Source organism: Streptomyces sp. NPDC096311 (genome assembly GCF_044763085.1).
In the GTDB taxonomy this organism is placed as follows: domain Bacteria; phylum Actinomycetota; class Actinomycetes; order Streptomycetales; family Streptomycetaceae; genus Streptomyces.
Genome location: NZ_JBIWFN010000006.1, coordinates 169,843 through 185,186 on the forward strand (window position 1 = coordinate 169,843; position 15,344 = coordinate 185,186).

Annotated in this window: 13 protein-coding genes; 8 read left to right on the plus strand and 5 right to left on the minus strand. The window is 69.6% G+C overall.

Annotated elements, in window-relative coordinates; all coding sequences use genetic code 11:
- Window positions 1-79: 79 nt before the first annotated feature.
- From ACIRA5_RS17350 to ACIRA5_RS17360, 3 genes are all read right to left on the minus strand, one after another.
- A complete protein-coding gene (locus ACIRA5_RS17350; protein ID WP_403691564.1) occupies window positions 80-1,099 on the minus strand; it encodes a Yip1 family protein in 1,020 nt (339 codons plus the stop codon).
- A 109-nt stretch (window positions 1,100-1,208) separates the two neighbouring features.
- Window positions 1,209-2,711 (minus strand): FG-GAP and VCBS repeat-containing protein, encoded by a 1,503-nt coding sequence (locus tag ACIRA5_RS17355; RefSeq protein WP_403691566.1) that lies wholly within the window; start codon window positions 2,709-2,711, stop codon window positions 1,209-1,211.
- A 207-nt stretch (window positions 2,712-2,918) separates the two neighbouring features.
- Window positions 2,919-4,220 (minus strand): FG-GAP repeat domain-containing protein, encoded by a 1,302-nt coding sequence (locus ACIRA5_RS17360; protein ID WP_403691568.1) that lies wholly within the window; start codon window positions 4,218-4,220, stop codon window positions 2,919-2,921.
- A gap of 291 nt (window positions 4,221-4,511) precedes the next feature.
- Here ACIRA5_RS17360 and ACIRA5_RS17365 point away from each other — a divergent pair, with 291 nt between their 5' ends.
- Window positions 4,512-6,143, plus strand: coding sequence for a subtype B tannase (locus ACIRA5_RS17365; protein ID WP_403691926.1), 1,632 nt, complete (start codon window positions 4,512-4,514; stop codon window positions 6,141-6,143).
- A 153-nt stretch (window positions 6,144-6,296) separates the two neighbouring features.
- Here ACIRA5_RS17365 and ACIRA5_RS17370 read toward each other — a convergent pair whose 3' ends face one another.
- The gene (locus ACIRA5_RS17370) at window positions 6,297-6,545 is read right to left on the minus strand and encodes a GntR family transcriptional regulator (protein ID WP_403691927.1); all 249 of its coding nucleotides are present in this window, start codon (window positions 6,543-6,545) and stop codon (window positions 6,297-6,299) included.
- Between the two features lie 157 nt (window positions 6,546-6,702).
- On the opposite strand from ACIRA5_RS17370, the gene ACIRA5_RS17375 reads away from it, so the two are divergent.
- Together ACIRA5_RS17375 and ACIRA5_RS17380 are read left to right on the plus strand one after the other, a co-directional pair.
- Window positions 6,703-7,002: a hypothetical protein gene (locus ACIRA5_RS17375; RefSeq protein ID WP_403691570.1), complete on the plus strand. Its 300-nt coding sequence runs from the start codon at window positions 6,703-6,705 to the stop codon at window positions 7,000-7,002.
- Entirely contained in the window at window positions 7,002-7,310 is a 309-nt protein-coding gene (locus tag ACIRA5_RS17380) for a hypothetical protein (RefSeq protein WP_403691572.1), read from the plus strand. The genes ACIRA5_RS17375 and ACIRA5_RS17380 overlap by 1 nt, the downstream gene beginning before the upstream one ends.
- Before the next feature lie 68 nt (window positions 7,311-7,378).
- Here ACIRA5_RS17380 and ACIRA5_RS17385 read toward each other — a convergent pair whose 3' ends face one another.
- Entirely contained in the window at window positions 7,379-9,646 is a 2,268-nt protein-coding gene (locus tag ACIRA5_RS17385) for a (Fe-S)-binding protein (protein WP_403691574.1), read from the minus strand.
- Window positions 9,647-9,928: 282 nt separating this feature from the next.
- On the opposite strand from ACIRA5_RS17385, the gene ACIRA5_RS17390 reads away from it, so the two are divergent.
- The 5 genes from ACIRA5_RS17390 (at window position 9,929) to ACIRA5_RS17410 (ending at window position 15,276) form a co-directional block, all read left to right on the plus strand.
- Entirely contained in the window at window positions 9,929-10,996 is a 1,068-nt protein-coding gene (locus ACIRA5_RS17390; protein WP_403691575.1) for an MraY family glycosyltransferase, read from the plus strand.
- Window positions 10,997-11,091: 95 nt separating this feature from the next.
- Entirely contained in the window at window positions 11,092-12,942 is a 1,851-nt protein-coding gene (dnaK, locus tag ACIRA5_RS17395) for a molecular chaperone DnaK (RefSeq protein ID WP_067374231.1), read from the plus strand.
- On the plus strand, window positions 12,939-13,607 hold the full coding sequence (grpE, locus tag ACIRA5_RS17400; protein ID WP_352051750.1) for a nucleotide exchange factor GrpE: 669 nt from the start codon (window positions 12,939-12,941) through the stop codon (window positions 13,605-13,607). Before dnaK ends, grpE begins: the two co-directional genes overlap by 4 nt.
- A gap of 33 nt (window positions 13,608-13,640) precedes the next feature.
- The gene (gene dnaJ / locus ACIRA5_RS17405) at window positions 13,641-14,825 is read left to right on the plus strand and encodes a molecular chaperone DnaJ (protein WP_168509826.1); all 1,185 of its coding nucleotides are present in this window, start codon (window positions 13,641-13,643) and stop codon (window positions 14,823-14,825) included.
- Window positions 14,826-14,829: 4 nt separating this feature from the next.
- Window positions 14,830-15,276 carry a heat shock protein transcriptional repressor HspR gene (locus ACIRA5_RS17410; RefSeq protein ID WP_054231331.1) on the plus strand — a complete coding sequence of 149 codons (447 nt, stop codon included), beginning with the start codon at window positions 14,830-14,832 and terminating at the stop codon, window positions 15,274-15,276.
- The last annotated feature ends 68 nt before the right edge of the window (window positions 15,277-15,344 follow it).

Genomic DNA, 15,344 nt, shown 5'->3' on the forward strand with positions numbered 1-15,344 from the left:
AGAAGGCCCCCGGCAGTGGTTCCGTGCCGGGGGCCCTCTCGTACGTACTCGACCGTACGCGGTGTACCGCGTGTCCTCGCTAGAACGTGCCCAGCTTGATGATCGACAGGATCGCGATCAGCTGGATCGCCGACGCGGCCAGTGCCTTCGGCCACGGGAGGTCGTGGGACTTGCTGACCATGAGGGTCAGCAGGGCGCCCGCCGCGACCCAGGTCGCCCAGCCGAGGAGCTGCACGAAGGACGCGTCGCCGCCGAAGAACATGGCGACGATCAGGCGCGGGGTGTCCGTGATGGACATGATCAGCATGGAGAGGCCGACCGTGGGCTGCCAGGCACCGTCGCCGCCGAGCTGGCGGGCCAGGGTGTGGGTGACCACGCCCAGGATGAACGTGCTGATGACGATCGCCACGGCCGTCGTCAGGACGATCGGGACGGCGTTGGAGAGGGTGGCGTTGATGGCGTCCTTGCGGGCGCCGTCGAAGCCGAAGACGGCCAGCAGGCCGTAGAGGAACGTCACGATCAGGGCCGGGGCCCACATCGTGTAGTCGCGCATCTGCAGGAAGGTCTGGTTGGGGGCCGTGACGATGCCCCTCAGCAGGTCCTTCCAGTGCAGACGGGGGCCGATCGGCGGGGCCGCCGCCTGGCCGGCGCGGTAGGTCCCGCCCTGGGTGTAGGGGTCCTCGCCGACCGAGAAGGCCTGGGTGTGACCAGGGCTGTTCGCCGCGTACGGGTCAGGGCCCTGCTGCGGGTGACCGTCGCCGAAGTACTCCGGCTCGCCGTGACCGCCGCCGTTCGCCTGGGGCCAGCCCGGCTGCCCGCCCTGCTGTCCGCTGCCGCCCTGCTGTCCGCCGCCGTACTGCTGCCCTCCGTACGGCTGCTGCTGCGAGGGCGCGGGCGGGTAGCCGTACGGCTGCTGGCCTCCCTGCGGAGCCTGCTGTCCGTACGACGGTCGGTGTTGTTGCGGTCGCGCTTGCGGGGCTCGGTCGTCCCGGCCGCGTCCGATCCTGAATCCAGCCACGTAATCGAACGTACCTGGTCCCGCACTGTGACGTGCGGGGTGCGGGCCATCGGAGGGGGGTTTGGGTCCGAGCTGTGACATCCCCTAAGGGGAGGAGCACGGGTGTCCCTTACGGGGGCACGGCCCCGGGTTTTGCGGGAGGGCGGAAGCCGGGCCCGTGGGTGCGGGCCCGGCTGAAGGGCGGCTGGACTCAGTCCGCGAAGTTGGCGCCGAACGCCGGTGTGCCCGTCGTCGAGACGCCCGCGTCGGCCGGCCAGATGGCGCGGGAGCCGGTCGTGGTGATCTTGGACCCGTTGGAGGGCAGGTAGGTGACGCTGCCGTCGCCACCGTTCTCGTAGGAGCCCACGAGGAGGTCGGCCTTGCCGTCGCCGTTGACGTCGTCGAGCTTCGTGTCCAGGCCGAAGAGGTCGAACTTCTCGTCGTTGCCGGGGACGCCCGGAGTGCTCTGGGCGAAGGCCTGGGCACCCGAGGAGGTGTTGACGCCGTGCGCGGAGCCGTACAGGACGGTGACCATGCCGGCGTCCGCGACACCGCTCAGGTCCTCGTACGGGGCGCTGACGACCAGGTCCTGGTAGCCGTCGCCGTTGATGTCGCCGAGGTCCAGCTCGTAGCCGAAGTTGTCGGCCTTCTCGGAGCTGCCGGGCACGCTGCCGGTGTTCTGGGTGATTCCGGTGGTGGCGGCGGGGCCGGACGCGGAGCCGTAGGTGATGTTCACCTTTCCGCCGAGCGCGGAGTCCGGGATGGTCGTGCCGTCCTCGGTCTTGTTGTCCCAGGACGCGCCGCTGACGATGTCGCCGAAGCCGTCGTTGTTGATGTCGCCGATGGCGGTGATGATGCCGGGCTTGAGGGCCTTGGCGGCGGAGACGTTCAGGCCGCTCGCGGTGCCGGGCACGTAGTAGTTCGTGTTCCAGCCGTAGTCGGTCTTGGTCTCGAAGCCGTCGACCACCAGGTCGGTGCGGCCGTCGCCGTTGATGTCACCGGCGGTGAGGTTCCGTGGGCCGAGGGCGTTGCCGCCGGACTGGATCGGGGGCTTGATCGTGGTGCGGGCGAGGCCGGCCGCGCCGGTGGAGGTGATGCCGCCCCGATAGACGTAGATCGTGCTGGAGGAGTTGCCGACGGCCAGGTCGGCCTTGCCGTCGCCGTCGAAGTCGCCCGCGGCGAGGGTCTTGCCCCAGTAGTCGTGCGAGGAGCCGGCCGGGTCGGCGATGGCCACACCCTTGCCGGTGAGGCCGCTCGGGGAGCCCCAGAGGACGGCGAGGCCACCGGCGTCGGTGTCGTTGCCGAACTTCTCGTGCGGAGAGGACACGGCGAGGTCGTCGTAACCGTCGCCGTTGAAGTCCGCGTACGCCGTGTCGGCGCCGAAGGCGTCCCCGGCCTCGGCGGTGCCGGGAACCCCGGCGGTGTTCTGGCTGAGTGTGGAGCGCTTGGCGCCGGACACGCCGCTGTGGGTGCCGTAGAGGACGACGAGCTGGCCGGCGGTCTTCTGACCGCTCACGTAGGCGCCGGAGGCGGAGAAGGCGACATCGCCGATTCCGTCGCCGTTGAAGTCGGCCTGCGGGACCTTCGTGGAGTCCGCGGCGGTCGCCGTCGCGGCGGAGAAGGTGAGCAGACCGCCCGTCAGCGCGGCCGCGGTGGCCGTCGCGAGGGCGAGTCTGAAGGCGTGAGTGCGGTGCTGCGGGTACTGCTTGTGCATGCGGGGGTCTCCTGCGGCATGCGGGGATGCCTGGCGGGCATTCCCAGTCAATGGGGTGCGGACCGCCCGCGTTCACCGGGAGTTGTCCCGGGGTTCGGGGGATGGTCGGCGAACAGAAGACCTTGAACGGGGGCTGAGGGTTGTACGTGAGTTTGATTATTTTCCGGGGCCCGTTCCGGGGCCAACGAGGTGGGTGGTCTTGGCGGTTCAGGAGGTTCCCAGGAACTCGGACGTGGAGAACGTGACCGTCGGCTTCGCCGTCACCAGCGCCTCCTTGCTGCCCGCGTACACCGCGACCGTGTCCTTCGTCTCCCCGTCGTACGTCCGCACGACCAGGTCCGCCCGCCCGTCCCCCGTGAAGTCGGCGACGGTCAGGACCCGTGTGGTGCCCCGGCCCGGTGGCGGCACGGTCACCATCCCCGTCGCGGACAGTCCGCTCGTACGCCCCCGCAGGATCCGCAACTCCGCTCCGCTGGAGACGAGTTCGCTCACGCCGTCCCCGTCGAAGTCCCCGGCGTCCAGCACCGAACCGGGGGTGCTGATGCTGTCGCGTACAGCGGTGGGGAGGTCGTAGCGCAGATACGTTCCGTCCATGGAGCCGACCGCCGCGTCGAGGGCGCGGCCCCTGCCGAAGCGGCCGAGGGCGACGTCGATGCCGCTCGGCAGGGCGGTGCCGGTGCGGGTGGGGCCGGCCGGGCCGCCGAGGACGAGCGCGGACGTGGCGGGGCCTTCCGCCGTACGGACGAGAAGGTCGTCGTAGCCGTCGCGGTTCACGTCGAGGGCGGGTCCGGTGGGCACGGTGCCGGGTGAGGGGAGGGGCCTGCCCGCCGCGCGCGGGGCGCCCTTCCTGGTGAACGGGCCGCGCAGATAGCTGAGTCGGCCGTCCGAGGCGTGCACGACCAGGTCCTCGGCGCCGTCGCCGTCGAAGTCGCCGCACACGGGCTGGTCGGGCCAGTCGTTGCCGGCGCGGGCCGCCGCCGGTATGACCAGCTCGACCGCCCTGCCGGTGAGTCCGGCCGGGGAGCCGAAGAGGATCTGGAGGGGGACGGGGGGCCGGCCCTGCCCGTCGTACGGCGGGTCCGTCGACACGACGAGATCGGTGAAACCGTCCCTGTCCAGGTCGCAGCTCGCCTCCGCGTCGAAGACGGCGGGCGACCGGCCCTTCGTACGGGCCGCTTGGCGCGCCGGGTTCAGCAACTGCCGTGCGCCGGGCGCGAGTCCCTGTGCGGTTCCGGTTCCGTAGACGATCCCGATGCCCGCGTCGTCGCCGTGGGCATCGTCCGGGCTCTTGACGAGGTCATTGAGGACCAGGTCGCGACGGCCGTCGCCGTTGAAGTCGTCGGCGGCCTTGCCGCCCTTGCCGCGGGGGACGGGGAGTTGGGCCGGGGCCTTGGCGACGGTCACGGGTTCGTGTCGCGCGGAACCGCTGTTCCCGGTGCCCGCGCATCCGCCGAGCAGCAGTACACAGCTGATCGCCGCGGCCCGTACACCGGCTTTTCCCTCGCCCACCGTTCACCTCATCCGCCCCACGGACAACAACCTCGCCATGATGCGCCGGATTCGACGGGAGCGGTATCGCCACCTTGCTGAGCGCTGTGTGTCAGCGATGAGTTTTACAGAATTGTTGACAATGTTGAGCGGCTCATTTTACGTTCGCAAGGACCGGACAAACGGGGGCGACGCCCGGCGTGAAAAGCGGCCCGCAAGCCCCTGACCAGCCGTTTCGGCTGCCTCATGGCCGCCGTGAACAGGGAGAAGGCTTCCGTGAAGCACAGGGCAGTGAAGCGCAGGACCGTCGTCATGGGCATCGGCGCGACCGCCGGAGTCGCCGCAGTCGGCGGCTTCGCCTTGAGCGCGAACGCGTCGAGCACGGGCTCGAAGTCCTCGGGTGCGTCGGATTCCCTGGTCTTCGACAAGGGCGCCTACACCGAGCTGACGACGACCATCACGGACGCCGACGGCACCGACCACACGGTGGTGTACCACTTCTGGAAGGCCATCACCTACGTCGCACGTCCGGTGGACGCGAAGTACCAGAGCCTGAACGTCAGTGTCCCCGTCACGATCGACGGCAAGGCCGTGGACGCGACGAACGCTCCGATCGTCTTCGCCAACTCGGTGGGCGGCTACATGCCGTCGTCCGTGGCGGACGCCACCGGCGTGGGCGGCGCCGAGATGACCGGCGGCATGCCCACGGGCGGCGCCGGTGGCAGCGCGTCCCCCAGCGCGTCCGCCGCCCCCTCAGCCTCCAGTAGCGCGGGCACGGGCGAGGTGCAGTCCGGCGGCAACGCGATGGTGAACGCCCAGGGCGGGATGGTCAACCTCGGGAAGCTGGGCCTGGCGGCGGGTTACGTCGTCGTGGAGCCCGGCGCGCGCGGCCGGACCCTCACCGACTCCGCCGGCACGTACTACGGCACCGCCCCGGCCGCCATCGTCGACCTGAAGGCCGCGGTCCGCTACGTCCGCGCCAACAAGGGAGTCATCCCGGGCAACACCGACCGGATCGTCTCCACCGGTACGAGTGCGGGGGGCGCCCTGTCCTCCCTGCTCGGCGCGTCCGGCGACAGCCCGGTCTACGACAAGTACCTCAAGGAGCTCGGCGCCGCCGACGCCTCCGACGCGATCTTCGCCACCGGCGCCTGGTGCCCCATCACCGACCTCGAGCACGCCGACGGCGCGTACGAGTTCAACTGGGGCACCAACGTCACGGCGAGCACCGGCAAGGTCGTCGACCAGACGGTGTCGAAGGCGCTGCGGGCCCAGTTCGCCGAGTACCAGGCTTCCCTCAGGCTGCGGGGCCTGAACGGCTTCGGCCCGCTCACGGCCCGCAACTACGACGCCTACATGGTGGAGACCTACCTCCAGCCGTCCGCCACGAAGTACCTGGCGGCGCTGTCGGAGGCCGACCGCGCGACGTACCTGGCCGCGAACACGTTCATCACGTGGTCCGGCGGCAGGGCGACCTTCACCTGGGCCGACTTCCTGACCCACGTCGGCGCGCGGAAGAAGACGACACCGGCCTTCGACGCGTTCGACCTGTCCGCGGGCGAGAACAACGAGTTCGGCGCCGGCACCACCGAGGCGCGGCACTTCACGGCGTACGGCGCGAAGAACGACACCACAGGCCTGGCCACCAAGCGGGTCGCGAGCGACATCCCCGAGAAGCTCGACCTGATGAACCCGATGCACCACATCGGGGAGGAGAACCCCGGCCGGTCGAGGCACTGGTGGATCCGCCTCGGTACCAAGGACTCCGACACCTCGCTGACGGTCTCCGCGAACCTCGCCGCCGCGCTGGACGGCTTGGGCGACGACGTCAACCACCTCTACTACTGGGACGAGGGGCACGGTTCGAACGTCGACCCGGGCGACTTCCTCAAGTGGATCGCGAACGTGACGGGCGACTCGAAGCGGGGCCGCTCCGCGAAGTAGCCGCCCCTACGTCCACCGCGACGCCGAGCCCGCACGCGACCGGGCTCGGCGTCGCGGTTTTCGCGCGTACGGACTCCGGCTGGGGCGGGGATGTCTTTCGCCCCCGCCGCCCCTACCCGTCCCATCCCTCGGGGCTGCGCCCCGAACCCCGCGCTACGAGTCCGCAGGCTTCGCGGGCTGCTCGGCGACGAACGAGCCGAGGCCCGGTTCCGTGTAGATGAGCCCTTCCGCACGCAAGCCCTTGTGCACCTTCTGCGCGGTCACGGCAGCGATGCCGAACTCCGCTGTGATCTCCACGACGGAGGGGATACGGGTGCGCGGCGGGTAGGTCCCGTCCTCGATGCGGCGGCGGATCACCTCGGCCACCTGGCGCCAGCGGGGGATATCGGCAACAAATTCCATCACCGCACCACCATGCGCAGACGACCGTATTCCATGCGATTCACAGTTAACCGCTCATACGGCAGTACACCGCAGTAGGGTGATCGAAGAACCCCGACGACGGATGGAGCCGTCCCGGGGCACGGCCACCAGCTGAACCCTGAACGGAGCTGATGACATGACCGACCTTATCCACCGCCTCACCGCCTGGGTGAGCCTCCTGCTCATCCCACGCGGCGCGCACCGCGTCCGCCCGCCCCGCCCGGCACGCGCCGTCCCGTCAAGGCCGAGGACCCCGCTCCCCGCCCACCGCAGCCCGTACGGATTGGACATCCCCCTCGACGGCACCGCCACCGTCGCCGTACGCCCGTACGTGACCGTCCACGAGCAGCGTGAGCGGCGCCGCGAACTGGCCCTGGCCACCCTGGGGCTGGACACGCCCGGCCCGTACTGGATCCACGGGCTGGAGGTCGCCTGATGGACGCGGAAGCGCGACGAGAGCCACGTCTGCTGCCCTGGTCCGGTGCCGAGGACAAGGCCTGCTATCTGATCACCGACGACCACGGCGGACCCGTGTCCCGCCTGGCCGACGCCACGGAGTCCATCCAGCTCGGTATGGGTACGCAACTCCTGGCGCACGCCCACGACATGCTCCCGGACACCCCGCCGGGCGATCTCCGCTTCCTCGCCGAGTGCCTGACCGGGGCCCTCCATGACGCACTCCGCGTCGCCGAGAGCCGCGGCCGACGGCTGAATCGCCTGAATCACCCGAATCACCTGAACTGAATACGACGACACCCCATGGCCCCGGGCTGAACCGGGGACATGGGGTGTCGTTCTCTCGAAAGGCCCGGCTACTTCACCGGCTCAGGCTCCGGCTCGCTCTCCGCCTCGGCCGTCCCCGCCGGATCGACCGGCGTCCTGACGGAGTCGAGAAGGAGCTGGGCCACGTCCACGACCTGGATGGACTCCTTGGCCTGGCCGTCGTTCTTCTTGCCGTTCACGGAGTCCGTGAGCATGACGAGGCAGAACGGGCAGGCCGTCGAGACGATGTCGGGGTTGAGGGACAGAGCCTCGTCGACGCGCTCGTTGTTGATGCGCTTGCCGATCCGCTCCTCCATCCACATCCGCGCACCACCGGCACCGCAGCAGAAGCCGCGTTCCTTGTGGCGGTGCATCTCCTGCTGACGCAGGCCCGGGACGGCCGACATGATCTCGCGCGGCGGCGTGTAGATCTTGTTGTGGCGGCCCAGGTAGCAGGGGTCGTGGTAGGTGATGAGGCCGTCCACCGGGGTGACCGGCAGCAGCTTGCCCTCGTCGATGAGGTGCTGGAGCAGCTGGGTGTGGTGGATGACCTCGTAGTCGCCGCCGAGCTGCGGGTACTCGTTGCCGATCGTGTTGAGGCAGTGCGGGCAGGTCGCGACGATCTTCTTCGCCGACTTCGGCTTCTTCGTCGACTCGTCCTCGTCATCCTCACCGAAGGCCATGTTCAGCGCGGCGACGTTCTCCATGCCGAGCTCCTGGAACAGGGGCTCGTTGCCGAGACGGCGCGCGGAGTCACCGGTGCACTTCTCGTCGCCGCCCATGATGGCGAACTTGACGCCCGCCATGTGCAGGAGCTCCGCGAAGGCCTTCGTGGTCTTCTTGGCGCGGTCCTCCAGGGCGCCGGCGCAGCCGACCCAGTACAGGTACTCGACCTCGGACAGGTCCTCGATGTCGCGTCCGACGACCGGGATCTCGAAGTCGACTTCCTTGGTCCACTCGAGGCGCTGCTTCTTGGCCAGACCCCAGGGGTTGCCCTTCTTCTCCAGGTTCTTGAGCATCGTGCCCGCCTCGGACGGGAACGCGCTCTCGATCATCACCTGGTAGCGGCGCATGTCGACGATGTGGTCGATGTGCTCGATGTCGACGGGGCACTGCTCGACGCACGCGCCGCACGTGGTGCAGGACCACAGCACGTCGGGGTCGATGACGCCGTTCTCCTCGAACGTGCCGATCAGGGGCCGCTCGGCCTCGGCGAGCGCGGCGGCGGGCACGTCGGCCAGCTGCTCCGCCGACGCCTTCTCCTCGCCCTCCATGTTCTTGCCGCCACCCGCGAGCAGGTAGGGCGCCTTGGCGTGCGCGTGGTCGCGCAGCGACATGATGAGGAGCTTGGGGGAGAGCGGCTTGCCCGTGTTCCAGGCGGGGCACTGCGACTGGCAGCGCCCGCACTCGGTGCACGTGGAGAAGTCCAGCAGGCCCTTCCAGGAGAACTGCTCGACCTGGCTGACGCCGAAGACGTCGTCCTCGCCGGGGTCGGTGAAGTCGATGGCCTTGCCGTCACTCGTCATCGGCAGCAGCGCGCCGAGGGCGGTCTCGCCCTTCGCGTTCCGCTTGAACCAGATGTTCGGGAAGGCGAGGAAGCGGTGCCAGGCGACACCCATGTCCGTCTTGAGGGAGACCGTGATCATCCAGATGAAGGACGTCCCGATCTTGATCATCGCGGTGAGGTAGATCAGGTTCTGGAGCGTGCCGACGCTCGTCCCCTTGAAGGCGGCGACGATCGGGTACGAGGCGAAGTACGCGGCCTCGTAGCCGTGCACGTCGGCGAGGGCACCCTCCAGGCCGCGCAGGGTCATGATCGCGAGGCCGATGATGAGGATGACCGACTCGACGAAGTAGGCCTGGCCGGCGTTGGACCCGGCGAAGCGGGACTTGCGGCCCGGCCGGTCGGGCCGGGACAGCTGGCGGATCACGATGAGCGTGAGGATGCCGAGGGTCGTCATCAGGCCGATGAACTCGACGAAGATCTCGTACGGCAGCCAGTGCCCGATGATGGGCAGCGCCCAGTCGGCCTGGAAGAGCTGCCCGAAGGCGTTCACCAGCGTGGCGACGAGGGAGAAGAAGCCGACCGCCACGAACCAGTGCGCGACCCCGACCACCCCCCACCGGTTCATCCGGGTGTGGCCGAGGAACTCCCGGACCACCGTGACGGTGCGCGCGGTCCAGTCGTCGGTGCGGGTGCCCGCGGGGACGTCCTGGCCGAGCCGTACGAACCGGTAGATCTGCGCGATGGCACGGGAGAACAGCGCCACGCCGACCACGGCGAGTACCAGCGACACAATGATCGCGGCGAGTTGCATTTGGGGGCTCCTCGGGCCTGCGAGGGAGGGAGCTGAAGGCCGACCTTCAGCCGATTACTAAGCGGTAACTTATGCAGTCCGTCTGAGACTACCCATATCTTCCGCCGCACTGTAGCCAGCGGTGCGGTGATCTGCGTCGCTGAGGTCCACCTGAGTCGCCGAAGTCACCGACCGGCAGTTGCGCACGTCACCGGCCGACAGGTGCCGAGGTCTCCGGCCGACACGTAAACCCGATCGTGTGATCTGCGGCGTATTTACGACATTTAACACTAAATTGGCTGCGTGCTGTACGGAATCGTCGCCGCCGCCTCCGCCCTGCTCCTCGCCGCCGTACTCGCCGCCCTGCTGCGGCTCCTCGCCCTGCGCCTCGGCGTGGTCGAACGGCGGCGGGCACGCGCGGTGCCGCTGCTCGGCGGGGTCGCGGTGGTGGCGGTCACGGCGTTCGTCGCCGGGGTCGGGGACTGGACGGACGTGGCGCCACTGGGGCCGGCGGCCGCGAGGCTGCTGGCCGCCGGGATCGGGGTCGGTGCCCTCGGGCTCGTCGCCGACCTGTGGCCCCCGCCGCCTCTTGTGCGGGTTCCGCTCCAGGCGGCCGTCGTGACCGGCGCCGCCGCGCTGACCGTGCCCTACGGCGAGCTCGGCCCGGTGGTCGGGGTGGTGGCCGTCGGCTGGATCGCCCTCGCCACCCATGCCTTCACCTCGCTCGATCACGCCGACGGAGTGATGGGGACGGTCGCGGTGGCGACCGCCTTCGCGCTGAGCGGCTGTGCGGCTGCCGAGGTCATGGACGGGCTCGCGGCGCTGCTGAGCGTGCTGGCCGCCGCGCTGACCGGGTTCCTGATGCACAACTGGCCCCCGGCCCGGATCGTGCCCGGGCGCTGCGGCGCGCTGTTCGTCGGGTTCGTGCTGACCTCGGCGGCGGTACTGGTCCACGCCGGGCGGGGGGCCGGGTCGAGCGTGGGCGCCGCGTTCGCGCTGACGGCCGTGGCGACCGCCGACGCCGTGCTGGTGCTGGTGTCGCGGCAGCGGGCCGGGCGTCCGCTGCTGCGCGGCGCCCCCGATCATCTGGTCCACCGGCTGCGGCGCCTCGGTGTCACGCCTCGGGGCGCCGCGATCGTCGTGGGGGTCACCGGCTTCGCGGGTGCACTCGTCGGGATGCTGATCGACATGGGATGGGTGAGCGCGACGGCGGCGTTGTGGGTGGCGGGCGGCGCCGGTGTCGGCGTACTCGCGCTGCTTCGGATCCCCACCTACGGGGGACGGCATGTCCCCGCGTCCGGGAGTCGGTTGACCGAGAAGCCGCAGGTCGAACCACGTGTACAAGCACACCTGCGTGTAAGCAAGAGATAAGACTTGAGCCCCTGCGACTCATGTCTGTTGACCCAGCAATGAGAGTGGTGCACACTTGAGTCCGTTCCACTCAAGTCATTGCTGGAGGAATTGAAATGGCACGTGCGGTCGGCATCGACCTGGGCACGACTAACTCCGTCGTCAGCGTTCTTGAAGGCGGCGAGCCCACCGTCATCACCAACGCAGAGGGCGCCAGGACCACGCCGTCCGTCGTCGCCTTCGCCAAGAACGGTGAGGTGCTCGTCGGCGAGGTGGCCAAGCGCCAGGCGGTCACGAACGTGGACCGGACCATCCGCTCCGTGAAGCGTCACATGGGCACGGACTGGAAGATCGAGCTCGACGGGAAGAACTTCAACCCGCAGCAGATGAGCGCCTTCATCCTGCAGAAGCTGAAGCGCGACGCCGAGGCCTACCTGGGCGAGAAGGTCACGGACGCGGTCATCACCGTCCCGGCCTACTTCAACGACTCCGAGCGCCAGGCGACGAAGGAGGCCGGCGAGATCGCGGGCCTGAACGTCCTGCGCATCGTGAACGAGCCCACGGCCGCCGCCCTCGCGTACGGCCTGGACAAGGACGACCAGACGATCCTCGTCTTCGACCTCGGTGGCGGCACCTTCGACGTGTCCCTCCTGGAGATCGGTGACGGCGTCGTCGAGGTGAAGGCCACCAACGGCGACAACCACCTCGGTGGTGACGACTGGGACCAGCGTGTCGTCGACTACCTGGTGCAGCAGTTCCGCTCCGGTCACGGCGTGGACCTCGCCAAGGACAAGATGGCGCTCCAGCGTCTGCGCGAAGCCGCCGAGAAGGCGAAGATCGAGCTGTCCTCGTCCACCGAGACCTCGATCAACCTGCCCTACATCACGGCCTCCGCCGAGGGCCCGCTGCACCTGGACGAGAAGCTCACGCGCGCTCAGTTCCAGCAGCTCACCGCGGACCTTCTGGAGCGCTGCAAGACGCCGTTCCACAACGTCATCAAGGACGCGGGCATCAACCTCTCCGAGATCGACCACGTCGTTCTCGTCGGTGGCTCCACCCGCATGCCCGCCGTCGCCGAGCTCGTCAAGGAGCTGACCGGCGGCCAGGACGCCAACAAGGGCGTCAACCCGGACGAGGTCGTCGCCATCGGCGCCGCCCTGCAGGCCGGTGTCCTCAAGGGTGAGGTCAAGGACGTCCTGCTCCTCGACGTCACCCCGCTGTCCCTAGGCATCGAGACCAAGGGCGGCATCATGACGAAGCTCATCGAGCGGAACACGACGATCCCGACCAAGCGGTCCGAGATCTTCACCACCGCCGAGGACAACCAGCCGTCCGTCCAGATCCAGGTCTACCAGGGCGAGCGCGAGATCGCGGCGTACAACAAGAAGCTCGGGATGTTCGAGCTGACCGGTCTGCCGCCGGCCCCGCGCGGTGTCCCGCAGATCGAGGTCGCCTTCGACATCGACGCCAACGGCATCATGCACGTGACCGCGAAGGACCTGGGCACGGGCAAGGAGCAGAAGATGACCGTCACCGGCGGCTCCTCGCTGCCGAAGGACGAGGTCGACCGGATGCGCCAGGAGGCCGAGCAGTACGCGGACGAGGACCACAAGCGCCGCGAGGCCGCCGAGACCCGCAACCAGGGCGAGCAGCTCGTCTACCAGACCGAGAAGTTCCTCAAGGACAACGAGGACAAGGTCCCGGGTGACGTCAAGACCGAGGTCGAGGCCTCCATCGCCGAGCTGAAGGAGAAGCTCAAGGGCGAGGACACCGCCGAGATCCGCACCGCCACGGAGAAGGTCGCCGCGGTCTCCCAGAAGCTCGGCCAGGCCATGTACGCCGACGCCCAGGCCGCGCAGGCCGCCGGTGGCGCCGAAGGTGCCCCCGGCGCCGAGCAGGCCAAGGCCGATGACGACGTCGTCGACGCCGAGATCGTCGACGAGGACCGTAAGGACGGTGCCGCGTGACGGAGGAGACCCCGGGCTTCGAAGAGAAGCCTGACGTCCCCTCCGGCGCCACCCCTGACGACGCCGAGCCGCAGGCCGCCACCCCCTCCACGGAGGAGGCGGCGGCCCCGGCCGGGGACGCATCAGCAGCACAGATGGCCGGTCTGACCGCACAGCTGGACCAGGTCCGTACGGCGCTCGGCGAGCGCACGATGGACCTCCAGCGGCTCCAGGCCGAGTACCAGAACTACCGCCGTCGGGTCGAGCGCGACCGGATCGCGGTCAAGGAGATCGCCATCGCGAACCTCCTGACCGAACTCCTGCCCGTGCTCGACAACATCGCCCGCGCGCGGGACCACGGCGAACTGGTCGGCGGCTTCAAGTCGGTGGCCGAGTCGCTGGAGACCGTCGCGGCGAAGATGGGCCTCCAGCAGTTCGGCAAGGAGGGCGAGCCCTTCGACCCGATGATCCACGAGGCCCTGATGCACTCGTACGCGCCGGACGTCACGGAGACGACGTGCGTGGCGATTCTGCAGCCGGGGTATCGCATCGGCGAGCGCACCATCCGCCCCGCGCGGGTGGCGGTCGCCGAACCCCAGCCGGGGGCGCAGACCGGCAAGGCGGACTCCCAGGATTCCGCCGAGGCGGCCGACGACAAGGAGAGCGGTGGCCCGGACGAGGGCTGACGTTGAACGCATGAGAGAGGAGGGGCGTCGAGGATGAGCACCAAGGACTTCATCGAGAAGGACTTCTACAAGGTCCTCGGCGTCCCCAAGGACGCCACCGAGGCAGAGATCAAGAAGGCGTACCGGAAGCTCGCCCGCGAGTTCCACCCGGACGCCAACAAGGGCAATGCCAAGGCCGAGGAGCGCTTCAAGGAGATCTCCGAGGCGAACGACGTGCTCGGAGACCCCAAGAAGCGCAAGGAGTACGACGAGGCACGCGCCCTCTTCGGCAACGGCGGCTTCCGTCCGGGTCCCGGCGCGGGCGGCGGCAACTTCAACTTCGACCTGGGCGACCTCTTCGGAGGCGGCGCCCAGGGCGGAGCGGGGGGTGCCGGTGGCTTCGGCGGCGGCATCGGTGACGTCTTCGGGGGCCTGTTCAACCGCGGCGGCGCGGGCACGGGTACGCGGACCCAGCCCCGGCGCGGCCAGGACATCGACACCGAGGTGACGCTCAGCTTCACCGAGGCGGTGGACGGCGCGACGGTCCCGCTGCGGATGACGTCCCAGGCGCCCTGCAAGGCCTGTTCGGGCACCGGCGACGCGAACGGCACACCGCGCGTGTGCCCGACGTGCGTCGGCACCGGTCAGGTCGCGCGCGGCTCCGGCGGCGGCTTCTCGCTCACGGACCCCTGCCCGGACTGCAAGGGCCGCGGTCTCATCGCGGAGAACCCCTGCGAGATCTGCCACGGCAGCGGTCGCGCCAAGTCCTCGCGCACGATGCAGGTCCGCATCCCGGCGGGGGTGAGCGACAACCAGCGCATCCGCCTCCGCGGCAAGGGCGCACCCGGCGAACGGGGCGGCCCGGCAGGCGATCTGTACGTCACGGTCCATGTGGACGCCCACCCGGTCTTCGGCCGCAAGGGCGACAACCTCACCGTCACCGTGCCCGTCACCTTCGCGGAGGCGGCACTCGGCGGCGAGGTGCGCGTACCGACCCTGGGCGGCCCCCCGGTCACCCTGAAGCTGCCCCCGGGCACGCCCAACGGCCGTACGATGCGGGCCCGCGGCAAGGGTGCCGTCCGCAAGGACGGTACGCGTGGCGACCTCCTCGTCACCGTCGAGGTCGCGGTCCCCACGGACGTGTCGGGCAAGGCTCGCGACGCCCTGGAGGCGTATCGCGAGGCAACCGCGGGCGAGGACCCACGGGCCGAGCTGTTCCAGGCCGCGAAGGGAGCATGAGCAGATGGACGGCCGTCGTCGAAACCCCTATGAACTGACCGAGGAGACCCCGGTCTACGTCATCTCGGTGGCGGCCCAGCTCTCCGGCCTGCACCCGCAGACCCTGCGCCAGTACGACCGCCTCGGCCTGGTCTCCCCGGACCGCACCGCCGGCCGGGGCCGGCGTTACTCGGCCCGCGACATCGAACTGCTCCGCACGGTGCAGGCGCTCTCCCAGGACGAGGGCATCAACCTGGCCGGCATCAAGCGCATCATCGAGCTGGAGAACCAGGTGGCCGCCCTCCAGTCCCGCGTCGCGGAACTGGAATCGGCCCTGGACGGCGCCGCTGCCGCGATGCAGCAGCGCGAGGCCGCGGTGCACGCCTCGTACCGCCGCGACCTGGTCCCGTACCAGGAGGTCCAGCAGACGAGCGCGCTGGTGGTCTGGCGTCCGAAGAGGCAGTCGGACTAGTTCCAGCTACCGAAGGGGGTGGGGAGGTCGTCGACCTCCCCACCCCCTTCGGCGTTCCTCGGCTCACC